27 protein-coding genes and 1 rRNA gene are annotated in these 19,281 nt (G+C 38.2%); 13 read left to right on the top strand and 15 right to left on the bottom strand.

Annotated elements, in window-relative coordinates:
* Both J7W16_RS14580 and J7W16_RS14585 read right to left on the bottom strand, forming a co-directional pair.
* Nucleotides 1–84 (bottom strand): 16S ribosomal RNA (locus J7W16_RS14580); the annotation flags it as partial.
* Nucleotides 85–366: 282 nt separating this feature from the next.
* Nucleotides 367–1,233: a nucleotidyltransferase-like protein gene (locus J7W16_RS14585; RefSeq protein WP_210598053.1), complete on the bottom strand. Its 867-nt coding sequence runs from the start codon at nucleotides 1,231–1,233 to the stop codon at nucleotides 367–369.
* A 162-nt stretch (nucleotides 1,234–1,395) separates the two neighbouring features.
* Between J7W16_RS14585 and J7W16_RS14590 the strand changes: the two genes are divergently transcribed.
* Nucleotides 1,396–1,764, top strand: coding sequence for a YgzB family protein (locus J7W16_RS14590; RefSeq protein ID WP_210598054.1), 369 nt, complete (start codon nucleotides 1,396–1,398; stop codon nucleotides 1,762–1,764).
* 14 nt (nucleotides 1,765–1,778) lie between these two features.
* On the opposite strand, the gene perR is transcribed toward J7W16_RS14590, so the two are convergent.
* The 3 genes from perR to bcp all read right to left on the bottom strand — a co-directional run bounded on the left by perR (nucleotide 1,779) and on the right by bcp (nucleotide 3,266).
* On the bottom strand, nucleotides 1,779–2,216 hold the full coding sequence (perR, locus tag J7W16_RS14595; protein ID WP_210598055.1) for a peroxide-responsive transcriptional repressor PerR: 438 nt from the start codon (nucleotides 2,214–2,216) through the stop codon (nucleotides 1,779–1,781).
* Nucleotides 2,217–2,286: 70 nt separating this feature from the next.
* Nucleotides 2,287–2,595, bottom strand: coding sequence for a cyclic-di-AMP receptor (locus J7W16_RS14600; RefSeq protein WP_210598056.1), 309 nt, complete (start codon nucleotides 2,593–2,595; stop codon nucleotides 2,287–2,289).
* Nucleotides 2,596–2,792: 197 nt separating this feature from the next.
* Nucleotides 2,793–3,266 (bottom strand): thioredoxin-dependent thiol peroxidase, encoded by a 474-nt coding sequence (gene bcp / locus J7W16_RS14605; protein WP_210598057.1) that lies wholly within the window; start codon nucleotides 3,264–3,266, stop codon nucleotides 2,793–2,795.
* Nucleotides 3,267–3,546: 280 nt separating this feature from the next.
* Between bcp and J7W16_RS14610 the strand changes: the two genes are divergently transcribed.
* From J7W16_RS14610 to J7W16_RS14620, 3 genes are all read left to right on the top strand, one after another.
* On the top strand, nucleotides 3,547–3,696 hold the full coding sequence (locus tag J7W16_RS14610; RefSeq protein WP_210598058.1) for a sporulation histidine kinase inhibitor Sda: 150 nt from the start codon (nucleotides 3,547–3,549) through the stop codon (nucleotides 3,694–3,696).
* A gap of 234 nt (nucleotides 3,697–3,930) precedes the next feature.
* Complete coding sequence (locus J7W16_RS14615; protein ID WP_210598059.1) at nucleotides 3,931–5,220, top strand: glutamate-1-semialdehyde 2,1-aminomutase; 1,290 nt, start codon at nucleotides 3,931–3,933, stop codon at nucleotides 5,218–5,220.
* Between the two features lie 55 nt (nucleotides 5,221–5,275).
* The gene (locus J7W16_RS14620) at nucleotides 5,276–6,361 is read left to right on the top strand and encodes an FUSC family protein (protein WP_210598060.1); all 1,086 of its coding nucleotides are present in this window, start codon (nucleotides 5,276–5,278) and stop codon (nucleotides 6,359–6,361) included.
* 63 nt (nucleotides 6,362–6,424) lie between these two features.
* On the opposite strand, the gene J7W16_RS14625 is transcribed toward J7W16_RS14620, so the two are convergent.
* From J7W16_RS14625 to fabL, 4 genes are all read right to left on the bottom strand, one after another.
* Complete coding sequence (locus J7W16_RS14625; RefSeq protein ID WP_283246051.1) at nucleotides 6,425–8,146, bottom strand: ABC transporter ATP-binding protein; 1,722 nt, start codon at nucleotides 8,144–8,146, stop codon at nucleotides 6,425–6,427.
* 90 nt (nucleotides 8,147–8,236) lie between these two features.
* Nucleotides 8,237–8,764, bottom strand: coding sequence for a nucleoside tri-diphosphate phosphatase (ntdP, locus tag J7W16_RS14630; RefSeq protein WP_210598062.1), 528 nt, complete (start codon nucleotides 8,762–8,764; stop codon nucleotides 8,237–8,239).
* 295 nt (nucleotides 8,765–9,059) lie between these two features.
* Entirely contained in the window at nucleotides 9,060–9,239 is a 180-nt protein-coding gene (locus J7W16_RS14635) for a gamma-type small acid-soluble spore protein (RefSeq protein WP_210598063.1), read from the bottom strand.
* 61 nt (nucleotides 9,240–9,300) lie between these two features.
* Nucleotides 9,301–10,050 carry an enoyl-[acyl-carrier-protein] reductase FabL gene (gene fabL, locus J7W16_RS14640; RefSeq protein ID WP_210598064.1) on the bottom strand — a complete coding sequence of 250 codons (750 nt, stop codon included), beginning with the start codon at nucleotides 10,048–10,050 and terminating at the stop codon, nucleotides 9,301–9,303.
* Between the two features lie 97 nt (nucleotides 10,051–10,147).
* Between fabL and J7W16_RS14645 the strand changes: the two genes are divergently transcribed.
* Nucleotides 10,148–10,372, top strand: a complete 225-nt coding sequence (locus J7W16_RS14645) for a cytosolic protein (RefSeq protein WP_210598065.1) — start codon at nucleotides 10,148–10,150, stop codon at nucleotides 10,370–10,372.
* Between the two features lie 20 nt (nucleotides 10,373–10,392).
* The gene (locus J7W16_RS14650) at nucleotides 10,393–10,728 is read left to right on the top strand and encodes a hypothetical protein (RefSeq protein ID WP_210598066.1); all 336 of its coding nucleotides are present in this window, start codon (nucleotides 10,393–10,395) and stop codon (nucleotides 10,726–10,728) included.
* Between the two features lie 223 nt (nucleotides 10,729–10,951).
* Here the strand turns inward: J7W16_RS14650 and J7W16_RS14655 are convergent, their stop codons facing one another.
* The 3 genes from J7W16_RS14655 to J7W16_RS14665 are packed head-to-tail and all read right to left on the bottom strand — an operon-like array spanning nucleotide 10,952 to nucleotide 13,110.
* Complete coding sequence (locus J7W16_RS14655; protein ID WP_210598067.1) at nucleotides 10,952–11,707, bottom strand: SDR family NAD(P)-dependent oxidoreductase; 756 nt, start codon at nucleotides 11,705–11,707, stop codon at nucleotides 10,952–10,954.
* 5 nt (nucleotides 11,708–11,712) lie between these two features.
* Entirely contained in the window at nucleotides 11,713–12,795 is a 1,083-nt protein-coding gene (gene mutY / locus J7W16_RS14660; protein WP_210598068.1) for an A/G-specific adenine glycosylase, read from the bottom strand.
* Nucleotides 12,796–12,798: 3 nt separating this feature from the next.
* Complete coding sequence (locus J7W16_RS14665) at nucleotides 12,799–13,110, bottom strand: hypothetical protein (protein WP_210598069.1); 312 nt, start codon at nucleotides 13,108–13,110, stop codon at nucleotides 12,799–12,801.
* Nucleotides 13,111–13,195: 85 nt separating this feature from the next.
* On the opposite strand from J7W16_RS14665, the gene J7W16_RS14670 reads away from it, so the two are divergent.
* On the top strand, nucleotides 13,196–14,176 hold the full coding sequence (locus J7W16_RS14670) for a metal-dependent hydrolase (RefSeq protein ID WP_210598070.1): 981 nt from the start codon (nucleotides 13,196–13,198) through the stop codon (nucleotides 14,174–14,176).
* Nucleotides 14,177–14,383: 207 nt separating this feature from the next.
* On the opposite strand, the gene J7W16_RS14675 is transcribed toward J7W16_RS14670, so the two are convergent.
* Nucleotides 14,384–14,650: a YfhJ family protein gene (locus J7W16_RS14675; protein ID WP_210598071.1), complete on the bottom strand. Its 267-nt coding sequence runs from the start codon at nucleotides 14,648–14,650 to the stop codon at nucleotides 14,384–14,386.
* A 71-nt stretch (nucleotides 14,651–14,721) separates the two neighbouring features.
* Between J7W16_RS14675 and sspK the strand changes: the two genes are divergently transcribed.
* Both sspK and J7W16_RS14685 read left to right on the top strand, forming a co-directional pair.
* Entirely contained in the window at nucleotides 14,722–14,901 is a 180-nt protein-coding gene (gene sspK, locus J7W16_RS14680) for a small acid-soluble spore protein K (RefSeq protein ID WP_246880043.1), read from the top strand.
* A gap of 33 nt (nucleotides 14,902–14,934) precedes the next feature.
* Complete coding sequence (locus tag J7W16_RS14685; protein WP_210598073.1) at nucleotides 14,935–15,087, top strand: YpzG family protein; 153 nt, start codon at nucleotides 14,935–14,937, stop codon at nucleotides 15,085–15,087.
* Between the two features lie 19 nt (nucleotides 15,088–15,106).
* Here J7W16_RS14685 and J7W16_RS14690 read toward each other — a convergent pair whose 3' ends face one another.
* Nucleotides 15,107–15,427, bottom strand: coding sequence for a YfhH family protein (locus tag J7W16_RS14690; protein ID WP_210598074.1), 321 nt, complete (start codon nucleotides 15,425–15,427; stop codon nucleotides 15,107–15,109).
* Nucleotides 15,428–15,444: 17 nt separating this feature from the next.
* Nucleotides 15,445–16,251 (bottom strand): recombination regulator RecX, encoded by an 807-nt coding sequence (gene recX / locus J7W16_RS14695; RefSeq protein ID WP_210598075.1) that lies wholly within the window; start codon nucleotides 16,249–16,251, stop codon nucleotides 15,445–15,447.
* Nucleotides 16,252–16,335: 84 nt separating this feature from the next.
* On the opposite strand from recX, the gene J7W16_RS14700 reads away from it, so the two are divergent.
* The 4 genes from J7W16_RS14700 to ectA all read left to right on the top strand — a co-directional run bounded on the left by J7W16_RS14700 (nucleotide 16,336) and on the right by ectA (nucleotide 19,215).
* The gene (locus J7W16_RS14700) at nucleotides 16,336–17,241 is read left to right on the top strand and encodes a TIGR01777 family oxidoreductase (protein ID WP_210598076.1); all 906 of its coding nucleotides are present in this window, start codon (nucleotides 16,336–16,338) and stop codon (nucleotides 17,239–17,241) included.
* A gap of 343 nt (nucleotides 17,242–17,584) precedes the next feature.
* Complete coding sequence (locus J7W16_RS14705) at nucleotides 17,585–18,136, top strand: GNAT family N-acetyltransferase (protein WP_210598418.1); 552 nt, start codon at nucleotides 17,585–17,587, stop codon at nucleotides 18,134–18,136.
* 62 nt (nucleotides 18,137–18,198) lie between these two features.
* Nucleotides 18,199–18,321 (top strand): YfhE family protein, encoded by a 123-nt coding sequence (locus J7W16_RS14710; RefSeq protein ID WP_210598077.1) that lies wholly within the window; start codon nucleotides 18,199–18,201, stop codon nucleotides 18,319–18,321.
* Nucleotides 18,322–18,663: 342 nt separating this feature from the next.
* Nucleotides 18,664–19,215 carry a diaminobutyrate acetyltransferase gene (gene ectA / locus J7W16_RS14715; protein WP_419095844.1) on the top strand — a complete coding sequence of 184 codons (552 nt, stop codon included), beginning with the start codon at nucleotides 18,664–18,666 and terminating at the stop codon, nucleotides 19,213–19,215.
* Nucleotides 19,216–19,281 lie beyond the last annotated feature (66 nt).

Below are 19,281 nucleotides of genomic sequence, written 5' to 3' on the forward strand. Positions count from 1 at the left end.
CAAGCTCCCATTAGTCCGCTCGACTTGCATGTATTAGGCACGCCGCCAGCGTTCGTCCTGAGCCAGGATCAAACTCTCCATAAAATTGGTTTGAGTTTAAATAGCTCAATACTTGTTGCTGACTTTTAAAAAAGTCTAAATTGACGAGATATCCTCACTGTTGAAGTCAACAGTAAAATCTCTATTTCGCTTGGCTTTTGTTCAGTTTTCAAAGAACTCATTTCGTCAACCTCTCAAGGCGACTTTTAGATCATAACATTTCTCAACTCATCAAGTCAAGTTGTTTTTTAAAAACGTTTGCCGCGTGTTTCAGCGACAAGTAATAATATATCACCTGAGAGATCAATCGTCAACACTTTAATAAATTTATTTTAAAAGATATTTGATTTTATTAATTCCAACTGCCCTAGTATCTTCTGTTTCACTAGTAAGAATTCGCTTTTCAAGTAAATGTCGTACAAGCAATTCTATATCCAAACGATAATCAGAAAGCTCAGACAAACCCATTAACTCAGACGCACTCCACTCTTTATTCATTGATTGAATAACAGAAAGAAAATGCTGGCTACCTACCTCGGTCTTTGAATGAATGGCTAATTCAGTAGCCAATATTAATAATTCGATTCTTTTCTCTAATGATTCTTCACTATGTAAGAGCTCATGATATAACTTGTAAATTTGCGGCTCGATATACCTTACTTGTTCCCAGACGATGACCTCGGGAAAAAGTCCATGATGAATAACAGACAGCCTTGCTAAGTGATGGAGGGAATGCATCATATTACTAAAGGCATCAAATAAATGCCCACTACGAAAAAGAGTCTTCCCTTCTTCAAAGCGTCTGAGCATCTTCGTGAATTGTATCGTCATTTTCTTAGCTCGATCTCCTGGAGGGAAAATATCGATCCTCTCTTTGACTTCCTGTAAGAACTCATTCCTATCAAACATAATTTTTCCATTGATAATCCAATCAATCAACCGGCGGTGATTTCCAATTATTAAGGTTTGATGTACCATAGCTTGGCTTAACGAGTGAAACGATACATACTTGTTTGCTACAGTATAATGTTTAACATCCCATGTAATATCTGTATTTTGATTGACCAAAAGAATAATAACATCAAAACCATCCGTGATCGATAATGGATGGTACTCCTTTTCAACCACAACAATTGCTAATGTATCTCTTTCCCCTGCACGATCTTGATATAGCTGCCTAATTAAATCTTCCATTATGTAATCCCCTCTCAACTTCAAGACCTACAATATCTATAAAAAATTCTGAACTTATATTTTCTACAAAATATAATGAAGTCCTGCAAGATGTCGAACGAATCTCTTTTGTTCCGACTGATAATCTATGTGTTATAATATAGAGGTTAGGAGGAGACATTCATGGCATTGAAGTATACAAATAAAATAAATAAAGTACGTACTTTTGCTTTAGGTCTGGTCTTTGTTGGGATTTTAGTGATGTATATAGGAATATTCTTTAAAAGCTCTCAAGTAATTATGACTATTTCCATGCTGATTGGTTTCCTATGTATCATTGCGAGCACACTAGTTTATTTTTGGATTGGTATGCTTTCGACACGAACGGTCCAAGTGGTCTGTCCGAATTGCGGTGGTGCGACTAAGATGCTCGGCCGGGTTGATGCTTGCATGCACTGCAGTGAACCTTTAACAATGGACAAGTCATTAGAAGGAAAAGAGTTTAGTGAGCATTATAACAATAAAAAGAACATTAATAAAAAGCGCTCCTAGTTGGGCGCTTTTTATTAATGTTCCAATTTCTTTTGACAAGAAGGACAATATCCGTATATTTCCATTCTATGATTATGAACTCTAAAACCCGTGACATGCTCAGCTAATGTTTCAACCTCATCAAGGCCGGGATAATGAAAATCAACAATTTTCCCGCAATCACTACATATCACATGATAATGATCTGATGTTATTGAATCAAATCTACTTGACGAATCGCCATACGTTAACTCTTTTACGATACCAGCTTCCTTGAATACGCGTAAGTTATTATAAACTGTTGCGACACTCATGTTTGGAAAACGTCCCTCTAATGCTTTATAGATATCATCAGCAGTTGGATGGATCATTGATTCAAATAGGAATTCTAGAATCGCATGACGTTGAGGAGTCATACGCACGCGAGTACTTTTTAGAGCATCAAGTGCATCTTGTAAGCGATGAGTAGACATGTCATGCACCTCTCTTTCCGTAAAAACCATTCTTACTTTATAATAAGTATAATATGCATTTGAAACGTTGTCAATTCAGATCATTATTAAATCCAAGAATTGGGACAGCATCTTTTACATCAATTAGGAATGAGGTATACCTGTGGGCCTGCTTCGTTTTAAGCTGTTTGTTTTTTTCAATGTTTAGACACGCTGAGTGAAGTGCCCGCTTTAAATCCGGAACATCTACTTCCTCAACCCCAAACAGAAATGTTGTATTCCCCTTACGCCAGAACCCCCCAGAACTTGCAAGTTCAGTCATTCGATAGCCCTGTTGTTTAAGCTGTTTTTCTACCCCATCCGCAAACACGTTATCGATAATACATATAAGTAATTTCACCGGCTTCCCCTCCAACTTAAGGCTTTTATCTAGATTTATTCTAGTTAATATTATTATGTTCCTATTAATGTTTGATAAAGGAGGAGTAATTGAGAATTGTACTAACCCATAAATTAATAGAGAGTACATTCATTCTTCAACTTTCCTCTTGCCTGACCAAGACACTTCATATTAAGATTAAAACAAATAGACTAGCTTTAATCTTCTACAACTTCTTTTACATAAGCTAGAGCTTCCTCTACATGATCCTTTACTTTGACCTTTCTCCATTCCTTCACTAAGACTCCATCTTTGTTAATCACAAACGTTGATCGTTCAATCCCCATATACTCTTTACCGAAGTTCTTTTTCAATTTCCAAACACCATAGCTCTCAGCAACTTCATGATCGACATCAGCTAGCAATAAGAAAGGTAAGTTGTACTTATCAATAAATTTCTCGTGCTTTGCAACAGGATCTGGACTTACACCAACCACAACTGTATTAAGGTCTGAGAAATCATCCGTTCGATCACGAAAATCACAAGCTTGGGTAGTACAACCAGGTGTCATATCTTTAGGGTAAAAGTACAAGATAACATTACTACCACGAAATTCCTCAAGGGTTACTATCTCTCCATTACTAGCAATAAGCTCGAAAGAAGGTGCAACTTGACCTATCTCAATTGACATTACAATCATCCTTCCTCTGTTTTTCTTAAGCGTAGCCTAAGATATACAATATTACAACCATATCTGACAAGCCATTTTGTTTGTATTTATATTAGCAAAAGGAAATGACTTAACCTACCTCGCGAATAAAAAGATTGAAAAAAGATCATAATGGTTCAGTAAAAGCACGGTGCGAGTAACTATAATGATCATTTATATCTATAGTCTTTCTATTTTTTTATTGATAAAATACTACATGAACCATTTCTACATTTTAAGTATCAAGAAGGGAGTTAGTTGCATGGATATTTTATCAAATGAACTTCTAATCCAAGCATACGAGCGGGCGATTAAAGAGGGCTTAAGCTCTGATTTTGTAGATTTACTTTTTCAGGAAATCTCAAAAAGAAACCTAAAGAACCAACTTAGTAAACCTCCAGTTCAGAAATAATTTGTAGGATGTATAAAATAATACATAGTGGTTTCAACATAAAACAACTCTCTTCTACCGATCGATTGATCCCCACCTACTCGCTCTCCTATGATCCTTATTTATCATTCTCAAATGAAGAGTTATATCCTAAATGCCTAGTTTGATTTTCCTTATTCCTATATTCTTACTTGCTCTCTCACTGGCACTGTGGTTGAATAACAAACAAGTATGTGTAATATATAGGAGGCAATTATGAAACGGGTACAATCAGAAGCATATTATAAAGAGGCACAAGAACATATTGTTGGCGGTGTCAATAGTCCATCACGAGCGTATAAAGGAGTCGGTGGTGGAACACCGGTGTTTATGGAAAAAGGAAATGGGGCATATTTCTGGGACGTCGATGGTAATAAGTATATTGATTACCTCGCAGCCTATGGACCCATTATTACTGGGCACGCACATCCCCATATTACCAAGGCTATTCAGGAAGCAGTTGAAAATGGTGTACTTTTCGGAACACCAACAAAGCTTGAAAATACATTTGCCAAAATGCTTAAAGACGCAATTCCTTCGTTAGAAAAGGTTCGCTTTGTTAATTCAGGCACAGAGGCTGTAATGACAACAATTAGAGTGGCTCGTGCTTATACAGGACGGGATAAAATTATTAAATTTGCAGGTTGCTATCACGGACACTCCGACCTAGTCCTAGTAGCTGCTGGTTCAGGTCCATCAACTCTTGGAACTCCTGATTCAGCTGGTGTTACAAAAAGTATAGCCAAAGAAGTGATCACTGTTCCATTTAACGATATTGAAGCATATAAGAAAGCTCTTCAAAAATGGGGAGACGAGATTGCCGCAGTTCTTGTTGAACCTATCGTTGGAAATTTTGGGATTGTTGAACCGAAAGAGGGCTTTTTAGAAGAAGTGAATCAATTGACTCACGATGCCGGTGCCTTAGTTATTTATGATGAGGTCATCACAGCTTTTCGTTTCATGTATGGCGGTGCTCAAAATTATTTAGGTGTTGAACCAGATATGACAGCACTCGGAAAAATAATCGGTGGCGGCTTACCAATTGGAGCTTACGGTGGTCGAGTTGATATAATGGAAAAGGTTGCACCTCTTGGCCCTGCATATCAAGCTGGAACGATGGCTGGGAATCCTGCCTCGATGAGTGCTGGCATCGCTTGTCTAGAAGTCCTCAAGGAAAAAGGAATATACGAAGAACTTGATCGTTTAGGCCAAAGATTAGAAGAAGGAATCCTCTCACATGCGAAAAAGCACGGACAAACAATAACAGTGAATCGTTTAAAGGGAGCTCTTACCGTCTATTTCACCTCTGAACGAGTGACAAATTACGAACAGGCCGAACAAACAGACGGCGAAAAATTCGGGGTATTCTTTAAAGAAATGCTTGAAAGAGGAATTAATTTAGCTCCATCAAAATATGAAGCATGGTTTTTGACCACTGCTCATACTGATGAAGATATCGATAGAACACTAGAAGCAGTAGAGCAATCATTTGCTGCCATGGACTAGAAAATTTGTCCCCTAAAAAAGGGTGGACGCGTCACAAAGGGGTTTTAATTTAGCTATGAAACTTGGAGCTCGTATTTTTAAAACGGGTCTGGCAGTAATGCTTTCACTATACTTAGCCATTTGGCTTGGGTTTGAACCACCGACATTTGCTGCACTTGCTGCGGCATTTGCGGTTCAACCCTCTATTTATCGAACGTTCCAAACCATCTTAGACCAAGTTCAAGCAAATGTGATCGGTGCACTCCTAGCAGTTGTTCTAGTAATGACAATGGGTTCTGATCCTTTTATCGTCGGACTGGCCGTTGTTTTGGCTATTGCACTAATACTAAAGTTTAAATTAGAGCCAACAACCATTCCGATTGCAGTCGTAACAATAATTATTATCATGGAAAGTCCGAGTGTGGATTTCATTCAATTTGCGTCAAGCCGCTTTTTTCTAATCCTTCTCGGGGTTATTTCAGCCTTTATAATCAACTTAGTATTCATACCACCACGCTATGAAACAAAATTATATCAAAAATTATTAAAGGCGACAGAGGATATTCACCAATGGATGATGCTTGTTATTCGCCATGATGCCGATCACCGTTCATTAAAAAATGACATTAGTCGTCTTGAAGAAAAGATGGTAAAGGTAGATAATCTTTATCTTCTTTATAAAGAAGAAAGAAATTATTTTATGCGTAATAAATATGGTAAAGCTAGAAAGGTCGTTGTTTACCGACAAATGCTAGTCACGACCAAAAAAGCTCTATTTGTCTTAAAAAATCTTGAACATCGTTTTATTGATATCAATGACATCTCCGGACAAACACATAAGATGTTTGAAAAGCAATTATATGAATTAACCCGCTACCATGAACTTCTTTTTTTACGGTATATCGGCAAGGTCAATACCGAAAGAACAAGTGAACTAACCGAGGCATTAAGCGAGGGGAAGGAAGAGCTTTTAGCTGATTTTATCAACCTCCGGGAACAGGATAAATTGAAGAATACTCAATGGCTTCATATCCTTCCAGCCATATCACAATTGATTGAATATCAGGAACAACTTGAGCATTTAGACCAATTGCTTGATAGCTTCCTCAATTATCACCAGGAAGAGAATGAAGTGAAAATCCAAGCAGAGGAAGACATTTAAGTAAAAGATAAATCAAAAAAGGCGTGTCAAAGGTTGTACTCTCACCTTCAGACACGCCCTTTTTTATAGTTTCTGTACTTCAAATAGTTTTTTATAGCTTCCATCCCTGCTCATCAACTGATTGTGGTTTCCAACTTCAGCAATTTCACCATTTTCAATAACGACAATTCGATCTGCATGAGTAATTGTTGATAATCTGTGAGCAACGATGAATGTTGTCCGGTCCTTTGCTAATTTCTCAAGAGCCTCTTGAATATAATGTTCACTTTCCAAATCAAGAGCAGATGTCGCTTCATCAAAAATTAGGATTGATGGGTTTTTGAGAAATACCCTAGCAATGGCGACACGCTGCTTTTGACCACCAGATAGCTTAACGCCACGTTCCCCAACCTCGGTATCGTAACCATTAGGTAAGCTCATGATGAACTCATGTGCATTCGCAGCTTGAGCAGCAGCAATCACTTCTGCATCAGTTGCATTGGGATTACCCATCATAATATTTTGCTTAACAGAATCACTAAACAAAATATTATCCTGCATGACCATCCCGATATTATCGCGTAGTGTTCGAACTTTGTAATTCCGTATATCTATACCGTCCAACACTATCCGACCTGTCGTCACATCAAAAAAACGTGGAATTAAACTAATAAGTGTACTTTTTCCTCCGCCACTCATTCCTACAAATGCAATCGTCTCACCAGGCTTAACGTCGAGATTTAAATCCTTCAACACCGGTTTATCATCATCGCTATATTGAAAACCAACCTGTTCAAATGATAATCGTCCTTCAGCCTTCGTTAAAGGAATCGTATTGGGTTCATCCTTTATATCATATTTCTCGTCAATAAATTCAAAGACACGGTCCATTGACGCAATAGCTTGGGTCAATGTAGTTGATGAATTGACTAGGCGACGTAACGGACCATACAATCTCTCCATATATAAGACAAACGCTGTCATAACCCCAACCTCAAGATTGTTTGTGATAACGAAATAAGCAGAGACAAAGATCACTAATAATGGAGCGATATCTGTAATTGTATTAACAACAGCAAATGTTTTCGCATTCCATTTCGTATGGTCAATGGCCTTGTCTAAGAAATGACCATTTCTCTCAGCAAAGCGTTGCTGCTCATAATCCTCAAGGGCAAAGCTACGAATAACACTCATCCCTTGAACTCGTTCATGAAGATGTCCTTGCACCTCGGCTAGTGCTTGAGATCTCACTCTCGTTAAATGACGGAGGTGGGCATAGAAGTATTTCACGGAAAAACCGTAAAAAGGGAACATTGCAATCGCAACTAATGTTAGCCAGACATTTAAATTAAGCATAATTATGATTGCAATAATAATGGTAGCTAGATCAAGCCAGATATTCATTAGTCCTGTAATAACGAAATTCTTCGTCTGCTCAACATCATGAATGACCCGAGAGATGATCTCCCCGACTTTATGATTAGAGTAATAACGGAGACTCAGCTTCTGGATATGCGTGAACAGTTGATCTCGAATATCATAAAGGATTTTACTCGCTATCCATTGTGCATAGTATTGTCTAAAATATTCAACTGGTGGTCTAATTATAATGAATAAAAAAGCCATTCCACCCATTATTTTAAATAATATCGATAGCTTCTCATCCTGTGTCATCATATCAACCATGATAATATCATCAATAACATACATCATGACAAGCGGTAACAAAAGCGGTATCCCAAACTTAAATAGTCCAATAATAATAGTTATAATAATTTCTTTCCAATATGGCTTGACGAACGCCATATAGCGTTTCATACTATCCAGGTTCGTCGACCCCCTTTTTTCTCTAATAGTAAGGGGCCTGATCAGAGGAACAAGATCAGACCCTTCAATTTAGCGATATTGTAGGAAACGTTCGTACCAATTTTCAATAAATTGAGGAGCAAACGGTCCTTTACGCTGGTGAATCCACGAAATAAGCTCATCGACACTTCTCTTTAGTATGTCATCAACAGCTGGTGGATAATTCATTAACTTGCTATGGAGATCATATTCATCCTCATCTAAGAGCTTAAAGGTCATGTCAGGGAACACCTTAATATCAAGGTCATAGTCAATGTATTTTAATGCTTCTTGATCCCATGTAAAAGGTGAGCCAAGATTGCAATAATAATAAATGCCGTCCGATCGTATCATACCGATTGTATTAAACCATTGTTCAGAATCAAAATAGCATATCGCAGGTTCTCTAGTTCTCCAATTTCGACCATCCGATTCCTTAACTAATATCCGATCATTCCCTCCAATGACAACCTTTGACGTCCCTTTAAGCACGATTGTTTCTTCCCAAATGCGATGAATTAATCCATTATGCTTATAACTATGGATTTCAATATTGCTTCCTACTTTGGGAAAGTTCATACTTTACTCCTTTCTGTTCAATTTTGCAGACGTCGGTAGGTAGAGTAGTCCATATTCGTGATACTTGTCCGAAAAATAAAGGCCTCTACTCTATTCTCTACTTTTTTTACACGTTTATCACTTTTCTTTATCTCTTCTATTATAACGCTTTACGAATTGTTTTGAAACGCTTTGACCTTCATTTATGTATGTAATTAATTAAAGTGCCTATTTAGTCCTTATCAGAAAGGTACTTTCACAAAGAAAAAGCACCCTCTAAACGAAAAGTTAGAGGGTGCTTCTTCTTTTGCTAAAATTATTGTTGTGAAGAGTTTTGTTGCTTACGTGCTTCAGACTGAGCGTTTTGTTGACGAACCTCTTGTGCATTCGTTTCGCTAGCAAACTCAGTGTTATAGCTTTGACCTTGAGCAGAAGCAGCGTTTTGCTTTCTTACTTCTTGCTTATTTGTTTTAGATGCTTGTTGTTGGTTATCCATGTGTATCACCTCCCACGACTATTAAGATGTCCGTTGCGGGAGAGTTTTATTCAAAGAAATTTTAAGCTAATAAAGAAATACCACCATCGACAATGATCGTTTGGCCTCTAATCATTTTTGCTTCCTCTGATAGTAAAAATAATACTGTATTCGCTAAATCATCTGCTTCAACAATTCGCCCTGCCGGGGTCCGTGAAGCGGCATCTGCAAGCAACTCCTCACGATTTGGAAAATGAGTAAGTGCATCTGTATCAACAGCCCCACCAGAAACGGCATTAACTACAATTCCTTTTTCAGCTAATTCAACAGCTAAATATCTTGTTAAAGCTTCGACCGCAGCCTTTGATACACCCACCGTTGTATAGTTTTTCAAATATCGAATTGAACCTAATGAACTTAGACTGACGATATGTCCTCCTCCATTTTTCTCCATTCTACGTGCGGCTTCCTGAGCACAAAATAGCAAAGCCTTACTGTTAATATCCATTGTCCAATCCCAATGACTCTCTTCAAGCTCCATTAATGGACGTAGTACCCCTGAAGCAGCATTATTAACTAATATATCTAAGCGACCAAAATGCTCATCAATTTGCTCAAACAATTCTTTAATCTTATCTGGTTTTCCAACATTCGCTTTGACAACAAGTGCTCTCTGTCCTAATGCTTCTATTTCCTTAGCTGTATCAAGTGCAGCTTGCTTACTCCTAGCATAATTAATAACGATGTCATATCCTTTATTAGCTAATTTCAAGGCAATATTTTTGCCAATTCCTCTGCTACTTCCGGTGACAAGTGCAACTTTATTTTCCATATTATAGCCTCCTATGTATATCCTGTTTTTCATTATATCGTATAGGTCGCATTACGAACAGGAACACTAAACATAAATGAATAAGGGAGGTCTTTTTATGTATGTAGGAAGAGATATGACCGAATTATCAATGATGTCGATTGACCAATGGACTGAAAAAGAACTTGCTTATTTTCATCATAGTCTTCAGCAGATGACACCATATTTAAACGCTGAGGGTGCTTCGATTCACCGAGAGATCATCCTTGAAATAGAAAATAGAGGTGGCTTGAAACACCCTGAAGCGACTTGGACACAAGGCACCGAAGTTCACCCAGATTAGCAGAAAGGAGTTTGTTCACAATGGAAAAGGAATTATTCTATGTTAATTTAAACCCAATAAGTATGGAAACGATAAGTCCAATTAAAGTAGATGATGGCCAATTGATTGAGTATGAAATTTCTGCTACACCTGAAGAGAAGAAAGAATTTGAGAAACTCCTTCATGAGGTACAAGCCCATGATGTAGAACTCGGTAACTTATTTACATTTCGTCATTTTGATGACAAGAAAATCGACCGAGATCACAATGAATATCAGCGTGGGTTGAATGATGTATTTGATGAATTGTATCGATTAGGTACAGAGGAGACAAAGGAAAAAATAAAAGAAATTCATCTCGTTAATGACGATATGTAGAGTCGAGCCACTAATCAGGAAGTTCACCTGATTTAAAACATGAAGCGGAGAACTTCTCTCCGCTTTTCGAGCCACTAATCAGGAAGTTCACCTGATTTAAAACATGAAGCGGAGAACTTCTCTCCGCTTTTCGAGCCACTAATCAGGAAGTTCACCTGATTTAAAACATGAAGCGGAGAACTTCTCTCCGCTTTTCGAGCCACTAATCAGGAAGTTCACCTGATTAGTGGCTCTTCGATTGTCCTCCGTCAACATTGATCGTGGCTCCTGAGATCCAGCTTGCTTTTTCGGATGCGAGGAAGAGGACTACGTTTGCTACTTCTTCGGGTGTTCCAAAACGACCAGCAGGTATTTCGTCTTTGACGAATTGGTTTATTTTTTCAGGATTTTCTTCTAACCTACGTTGCCAATTGCCTGAGGGGTGTAAGATTGAACCTGGTGCGACGCTATTTACTCGAATTCCGTCTTTTATTACTTCATCCGCTAAGGCCTTAGTAAAACTGATCATTGCGGCTTTTGCATTGTTGTATGTAATCTTTCCACCCGATTCTCTACCAAAGACAGAGGAAATATTAATTATTGCTCCCGCTTGTTTTGCTTTTAGGATCGGCAATACGAGCTTACTAAAATGGACAGCAGAAAAATAATTTAGTTCCAATGCTTCTCTAAAGATGTCCATCGTTGTTTCATCGGCAGTTGAACCATTGCTTCCACCAACATTATTAATTAAAACGTCTATTGTACCAAAATGATGAACAACCTCTTCAACCGTATTGGCACGTTCTTGCTCATTTAAAAGGTCAGCTTGAATCGTTAAAATGTCACCTAGCCGGGCCTTTGCTTCACTTAATGCCTCTTTTCCACGAGCAACAATGGCTACTCTTGCACCCTCCTCTAGAAAAGACTTGGCAATCTCAAAACCAATCCCTTTTGAACCACCTGTAATTAAAACGACCTTATTCTTCATATTTAAATCCATTTTACTTACACCTGCCTTCTTTTTATCTCTTCAATAATTTTTTGATGTGAGACTGGAAAAGGGTACTGCTCCAACTCACTCACCTTGACCCATCGTCCTTCCCGGTTAAAATTGGTATTCCCGACCGTATTTGCTTCATATACTGATATCGACCAAATTAAGTGTGAGAATACATGCTCAACCTGTTGAACCTTTTCCCCAATATTGACTGGCACATTGTCTTCGGCAAGGGCCTCTTTTAATTCCTTCGGTTGAGTTTCTATCTTCGTCGTCTCAATATTTGGGAATTGCCACATTCGGGCAAGTAGACCTTTGTCTGGCCGTTTTTCAATTAGAACTTCTCCAGCTTGATTTCTAATGATAACTGCAGCCATTTGTTTTGCCTTTGCCTTTTTCTTTTTACTTTTAACTGGTAAGCTTTCTTGAATACCAGCTTGATTTGCCTGGCAATATTCTCTAACAGGACATAGAAGGCATCCTGGTGACGTCGGTGTACATATGAGGGCACCTAACTCCATTAAACCTTGATTGAAAGCGGACGGGTCTTTTTTTGAAACCAAGTCATACAGTATGGCTTCGAATAACTTCCTCGTCGACACCTTAGCAATATCAGCATCAATCATGAGAACTCTAGAAAGCACCCTCATCACATTTCCATCAACTGCTGGTTCTGGTTTTCCGTAGGCGATGCTTAGAATTGCGCCAGCTGTATAAGGACCAACACCTTTTAATTTTGATATTTCAGCTAAGCTCGATGGGACTTGTCCAGCATATTCTTCAACAACCTGTCTTGCTGCCGTTTGGAGATTACGCACACGAGAGTAATATCCGAGCCCTTCCCATGCCTTAAGGATTCGGTCCTCCTCTGCGTACGCTAGCTCCTCAAGCGTTGGGAATTCTCTCATAAATGCTTGGTAATATGGGATAACCGTATCAACCCTTGTTTGTTGGAGCATAATCTCTGAAACCCATACCCTGTAAGCATCCTTCGATTCTCGCCACGGTAATGATCTCTGGTGCAATGTAAACCACGACACTAAATTGTCTTGGAATCCATCTATATTAAATTCTCTAAGTTGTTCATGCATTTTTTATAACTCCTTACGTTGGAATGCCCAGCAATGGATTTTAGCGGCTCCCCCTTCAATAAAAGGAATGATTCTACTGAATACAGGGTGATTAGAGGATTTTCTTAATTCCTTTAGAACATGGTAATGAGACCGAGTAGGTACCTCACACATTTCAACGTATAAGTAAGGCTGATCCTCAGCAACGTACCACTCTACTTGTGTTGCTTCATATTCAGGTAGTACAGTCTTAATATGTTTCATTGCCTGTTCATATTCATGTATTTTATTTGGATAAACTTTGTATTCCATGAAAATTTGTAAAGGTTTCGTCATCTTTTTAGGGTCTCCCTTTTTATTCTCGTGTGATTCGGGTATAAATAAACTATAACCATAATAACCGAAAAGGAGGTTCTTGGCGATGGATACAGGTACTCACGTTGTAATGGGCATCGCATTGGGAGGACTCGCAACAATCAGTCCTACTATCGCAAATGACCCGTTACTATCAACTTCGGTTATGGCTGCGACGATTATTGGCTCTCAAGCTCCAGACTTCGATACGGTATTAAAACTGCGTAACAATGCAGTGTATATTCGAAATCACCGAGGGCTAACTCACTCTATCCCCGCGGTTTTGACATGGCCTATCTTAATTACAGCAGGAATAACCATTTTCAATCCTGAGGTAAACTGGCCTATCGTATTACTTTGGTCATTTATTGCCGTCTTTTTACACGTCTTTGTTGATATTTTCAATGCGTACGGAACACAGGCTCTCCGACCAATTTCTAACAAATGGATCGCCTTAGGAGTCATTAATATATTTGACCCATTTATCTTTGTTAGTCATTTAGTTGCGATTTTGCTTTGGACGGTAGGCTTTGCAGCTGGACCGACAATGCTTACATTGTATGGCATTCTGATCTTGTATTACGGATGGCGCATTTATGAGAAGGAACAAATCGTCAAACTAGCAAGAGAACAACATCCAGATGCAACCCATGTATTTGTTTCACCAACGATTCGTTGGTACCAATGGCATGTAGTTATCAGAACACCAAAGGTTATGTATGTAACGGAGTCGTTCCGAAGAAAGTTCGAATACTTTGAACAGTATTCATTTGACCCAATTCCTGATACTAAGGTCATTAATGCTGCACGTAAAGATTCAAATCTAGATGCATTTCTGTCCTTCTCACCATCCTATCGTTGGGAAATTGAAGAAAAGGATGACATTACAGAGGTACGATTTGTGGATCTTCGCTATCGCAGCAAAGGACATTACCCCTTCGTAGCAATCGTTCAATTGGACCAACAGTTAGAGATTATTAGCTCCTATACAGGCTGGGTATTCAGTGAAGAAGCACTCCAAAAGAAACTTAATATAATTCTTCAATAACAATAAGGCTAGAAAAGGTGAAAAAACCATGAGGCCACTTAAAAAGGCCTCTTTAGCAGATTCGAGGCAGCAGCAATGGCTCCACACGTTGCACGCCTGCTATGAAAAACCCACTCATAGCAAGACTTAAGACATTGCAACGGTTTCGCTCATTGCTTAAAGGCCACTGCAAAAGGTAAAAATCATACCTTTTGCAGTGGCCTTATTTTAATGCTTCATGTGATCATCCTGGTTTAAGTGTGAAAATTTATCTTTTGTTGGTTCATACATATGTAAGTGTGGACCATACTGCACAATCCATTTCATGACTATTTGTTCAGTAACGTCCTGTCCTTTATACGTCCACCCACCTTTGGCTCTAGAGGTTTCAAAATCCTCCCAAAGGCTTTCAACCCAAGTTCTAGCCTGGTTCGCAGTAATTTTTTGATTCACAGCAATTAATTGCTCCGTTAAACGCTGAAAACGATCTTCCATCTTAATTCCTCCATTGTCAAAGTTTACTCATCATAATAAAAATGACAGTGTCTATACTATTTAATGAACACATGTTGGAAAGGGGGAAGCAACTCGTGAGAAACAAAGCAAAAGGCTTTCCAAATCATATTAAGTTCCAGGGGAACTCACCTAAAGATCATAACAAACATGAATCCTTACGTGCAGATGGGACTATTAATACACACCCAAGAGAACGTATGAGAAACAGTGATGGAGACACAAACAGCTAGTTAATACATTTAACTATCGTGGAGGTGCCTGTTATGGGTAAGGAGAAAAATACAGAATTTGATTACAAGAGTCCTTTTGATTCACCACGAGCTAACCCTAAGCACGCTTCTCACCAAATTGGTGGAGAAACACAAATGAGCCAACATGATATAAAGTTCAGAATAAATAGACGTACGCAAAGATAGTATGTTTAGGGAGGGGGATTTACTCCTCCCCTTCTTCTTCAAGTAATGAGATAGGCACTGCTTCTAACACTGTTCCACCATCCCGATACCCCCATGCAAAATATCCATTTAAATAAGAAAGCGAAAAACGCGAATCCCCTTCTTTTAAGCGGTAGGTTGTTCCCTTCTTAAAATCTTTTGGGTTTAGCAAATAAGCCTTTGCCATTAAAACTCGTCTTTCATATACAGCAAATTCGTTCATCATTCCCATTTGCTCCGCCTTTTTTGCCTTTTCATTTAAGGTGGCAATTGCTTGTCTTAATTCATATTCAGTCATCTCACTAAATCGCTTTTCTTCCATAGTAAATTCTCCCCTTATCATAGTTTCTGATCAATATAGCGTTCAATTAATTCTGCCGCAAACCCTTTTCGGTATAATGCCTGTTTAAACCGCTGGACATACTCCCATCTTTCATATTTGCCCTGGTATTTCTTTTCGACCTTTTCCGCTTGGTAGCATAAAGCTTCCCACTCATCGTCACCTTCCTTTTCAATCTCGACATGATGAAGGGCTTCATTAATAATCGAATGTGAATATCCTTTTGACTGAAGCTGAATTGCAAGCTTATCCTTGTACGCACGATTTGAATGCTTTGTACTTTTATTCGCTTGCTTTTCAAGCCATTTCCTCGCTTCGTTTATCTGTTCTTCTTTTGGAATCGTTTGTATGACTTCTTCTATGTCAGTTTTACTAACCCCTTTTTGCATAAGCTCCTGCTTCAATTTCAGAGGCCCTTTCACTTGAGTGAGTCGTTTTGTTTGAACAAAGGCACGTGCAAACTCATGATCATCAAGTAATTTTTGTTCAATTAAGGTTTGAATAACCTCGTCTATATGTTCTTCAACTCTTTCCTTCTTCAGTAAATACTTTTTGATTTCATCTATAGAACGCATCCTGTAAGACAAATAGTTCAACGCTAGATGGTATGTTTTCTTTTTCTCGTCTTCCTCAATTAATGTCTTGAGATACTCTTCATCAAGCTCTAAGCCCTTTTTCAGCTGGTATTTAATCAGAACATCCTCATCAACACTAAAAGCATATTCTTCTCCTTGCCCTCTATCAAGAAAAATATTGTATCTGCCCTTATTTCGTTTTTGTAAAGTAATTTTTGTTATTTTGCTCATTTCATCCACCTTCTTGCTTTATTTTGGAAAAATAATAATAAAAGAACTACAATTAACTTAGTTAGCCTAAAAGGAGGTCTTCTAATGAAAATTGCAATTGCTGGTGGTTCTGGTTTAATCGGAACGAAATTGACAAATTACTTTGTAAGCAAAGGTCACTCTGTCTTCATTTTAACAAGAGATGCCACAAACAAACCAGTTAAAGATCATGTTCATTATATCGAATGGTTAAAAGATGGGACAAAACCTGAATTAGATTTAGAAGGAATTGAGGCATTTATTAATTTAGCAGGGGAATCAATTGGTGATGGACGTTGGACAAAGAAGCGTAAAGAAGCTATCTTAAATAGCCGCATCACGTCAACAAGAACAGTCATTGACTTACTTTCAAAGCTTAAATCAAAACCTGAGGTTCTCGTTAATGCATCAGCCATAGGGTATTACGGAAATTCGTTAACTGAAACATTTACTGAATCTTCACAGCCTATTGAAACGAACTTCCTATCAACTGTCGTTCAACACTGGGAAAAAGAAGCTGAGAAAGCATCAAATCTCGGAGTACGTGTTGTGTATTGTCGCTTAGGAATTGTTCTAGATGCGTCTGAGGGTGCCCTTCCGCAAATCGTCTTACCATATCGCTTATATGTTGGTGGACCTCTTGGCAAAGGATCACAATGGGTCAGTTGGGTCCATATTGATGACGTTGTTGGAATGTTTGACTTAGCGATTGAACAAACAGAAATTATCGGACCACTGAATGTTACAAATCCAGTTCCTATACAAATGAATGATTTTGGAAAAACGGTTGCGACAATTTTAAACAAACCGCATTGGATTCCTGTACCTGCATTCGCTCTCAAATTACTGCTTGGAGAGATGAGTACACTTGTCCTCGATGGAAATAAAGTGCTGCCAGAAAAGGCGAAAAAATATGAATATTCTTATCGTTTCGAGTCACTTTCTGTCGCTCTTAATCATATTTTAAAGTAGATAATTTTTTCTTAATAATTGGTAGACTTTTTCACATAAAATTTATAAAAAAGAGGTATCTTTTTTGTAAAAAAACATTTAATATAAGAAAGGATTCAAGAGCAAATAAGCGTATAATATATAAAACAAGAACTAATATTAAGGTGAAGACGTTACAAGACCCTAGAATCCACTATATCGCTAAATAGCCAATTTTATAAGCATTGGGAAGGCAATTGGTGCGCCATCAGCAAAGCTGGTTCTAGTGGGTTCGATTCCCACCCCGAATTTGATACGTTTTTACATTAAATTCGAGGGTGGATCTATTTATCTGCCCTCATTATGACAAGGAGGGTTTTTTGTGATTTTAAAGAAACGAGACGTTGCAGATTGTCATGCTCTTTATGAATTATTAGTTGATCCGGCTGTGTTCCCTTTTGTACGTCAAAAAGCATATTCGTATGATGAGTTTGTATTCATGACGAAGCAGACAATTGAAGCTGAAGAGCGCGGCGAGCTCATTTCACGTACGATTGTTGATGAGTGGGGATCACCAATTGGGACTATCAATTTATTTGATATTTCAGAGCGAAGTGGTTTTTTAGGAACTTGGATTGGCAAGCCTTATTTTGGTAAAGGCTATAATAAGCTTGCAAAAGACGCCTTTTTTGAAGAACTATTTTTTTCATGTGACATCCAAACAGTTTTTATGCGTATACGTAAGGAAAATATACGTTCATATATGGCAGCTGCAAAATTAGAGTATTGTACGTTAGCGAATGAGATTCGCCGTGATGTGTATGAGCAACTCAATCAGCAAGCCGATGTGTATAATCTATTTCAAATTGAAAAAGACCAATACCACCTGCACTTAATGAGAACGGTTCATGAAGATCTAGAAATAAAAGAAGCTTAGGAGATTAAACTTTTTAATTATTGACCACACTTAAACTATCCTAATAGAAAGTGGTGGTTAATATGGAAAGCAAAAAACGCCGAGCACAAGAAGAACGAAGCACGTTACGTAAAGCCCAAGAAGTTAATTTTGCTTCTGAGTTTAAGGCCGCTGATCGTGCTGCTAGAAGAAGTAACGAGAAATAGATTTCCGAGCTTTAAAAGCATCAGAACAATGAAGCAATAATGAGCAGACAAAAGGACAGTTGCCCTTTTGTCTGCTTTTTTTAATCTTTTTATGAAAAATTATGTGTATTTTTTCATAAAAACTAGTTTTTTAATATTATCTTCAATCCCTTACCATTACTAGTGTTAGATTACTTCACCCTAAACAGGCTTTTTTCAATTCGTAAGAAATCATCACCATTTAGTAGCATTTACAGCAATGATTGCCCTTACTTCTCTTAACCCTTTCTAATGGTGTCTCAGCACGATTAATCCCCTCATACCTCAGTTGCGTTTAAATTTTGATCACCTTATGATAATTAAGTGATTAAAACAAGACGTAAGGGGGACACCGACATTAAAAGTCAAACGGCTCCTGCTGCTGTTAAGTCAAAGTCAGTTGTTTTTAGTAAACCGACCGTTGAAGATGGTGCAGGAATGTGGGAATTAGTAAATGAATCAACACTCGATCAGAATTCTGCTTACAAGTACATTATGATGTGTGAGTTTTTCGCAGAAACGTGTGTTGTCGCAAAAGAAGACGACAAGATTGTTGGCTTCGTCACAGCTTTCATTCCTCCAGAGCGACAAGATGTTGTATTTGTATGGCAAATTGGAGTCCATTCAACGCAGCGAGGTAAAGGTCTAGCATCTAAGTTATTAAAAGAGCTTGTCAGCCGACCTGGTTGTAAGAATGTAGAATTCGTCGAGGCGACGATCACTCCATCCAATGAAGCATCTCAAGCCTTGTTCCGTCGATTAGCTAAGTCTTATGATACTAAATGCGAAGTAAAAGAATGTTTCTCTGAGGATCTATTTCCAGAAGAAGGACATGAGGAAGAACTCACATTCAGAGTCGGTCCTATTAAACATTAAGCATTATGAATATGACATCATTATCAGGAACGCCAAAACAATATTACCTATAGATTAGGTAACAGG

The sequence above is a fragment of the Halalkalibacter suaedae genome (assembly GCF_017939705.1).
Lineage (GTDB): Bacteria > Bacillota > Bacilli > Bacillales > Bacillaceae_D > Halalkalibacter > Halalkalibacter suaedae.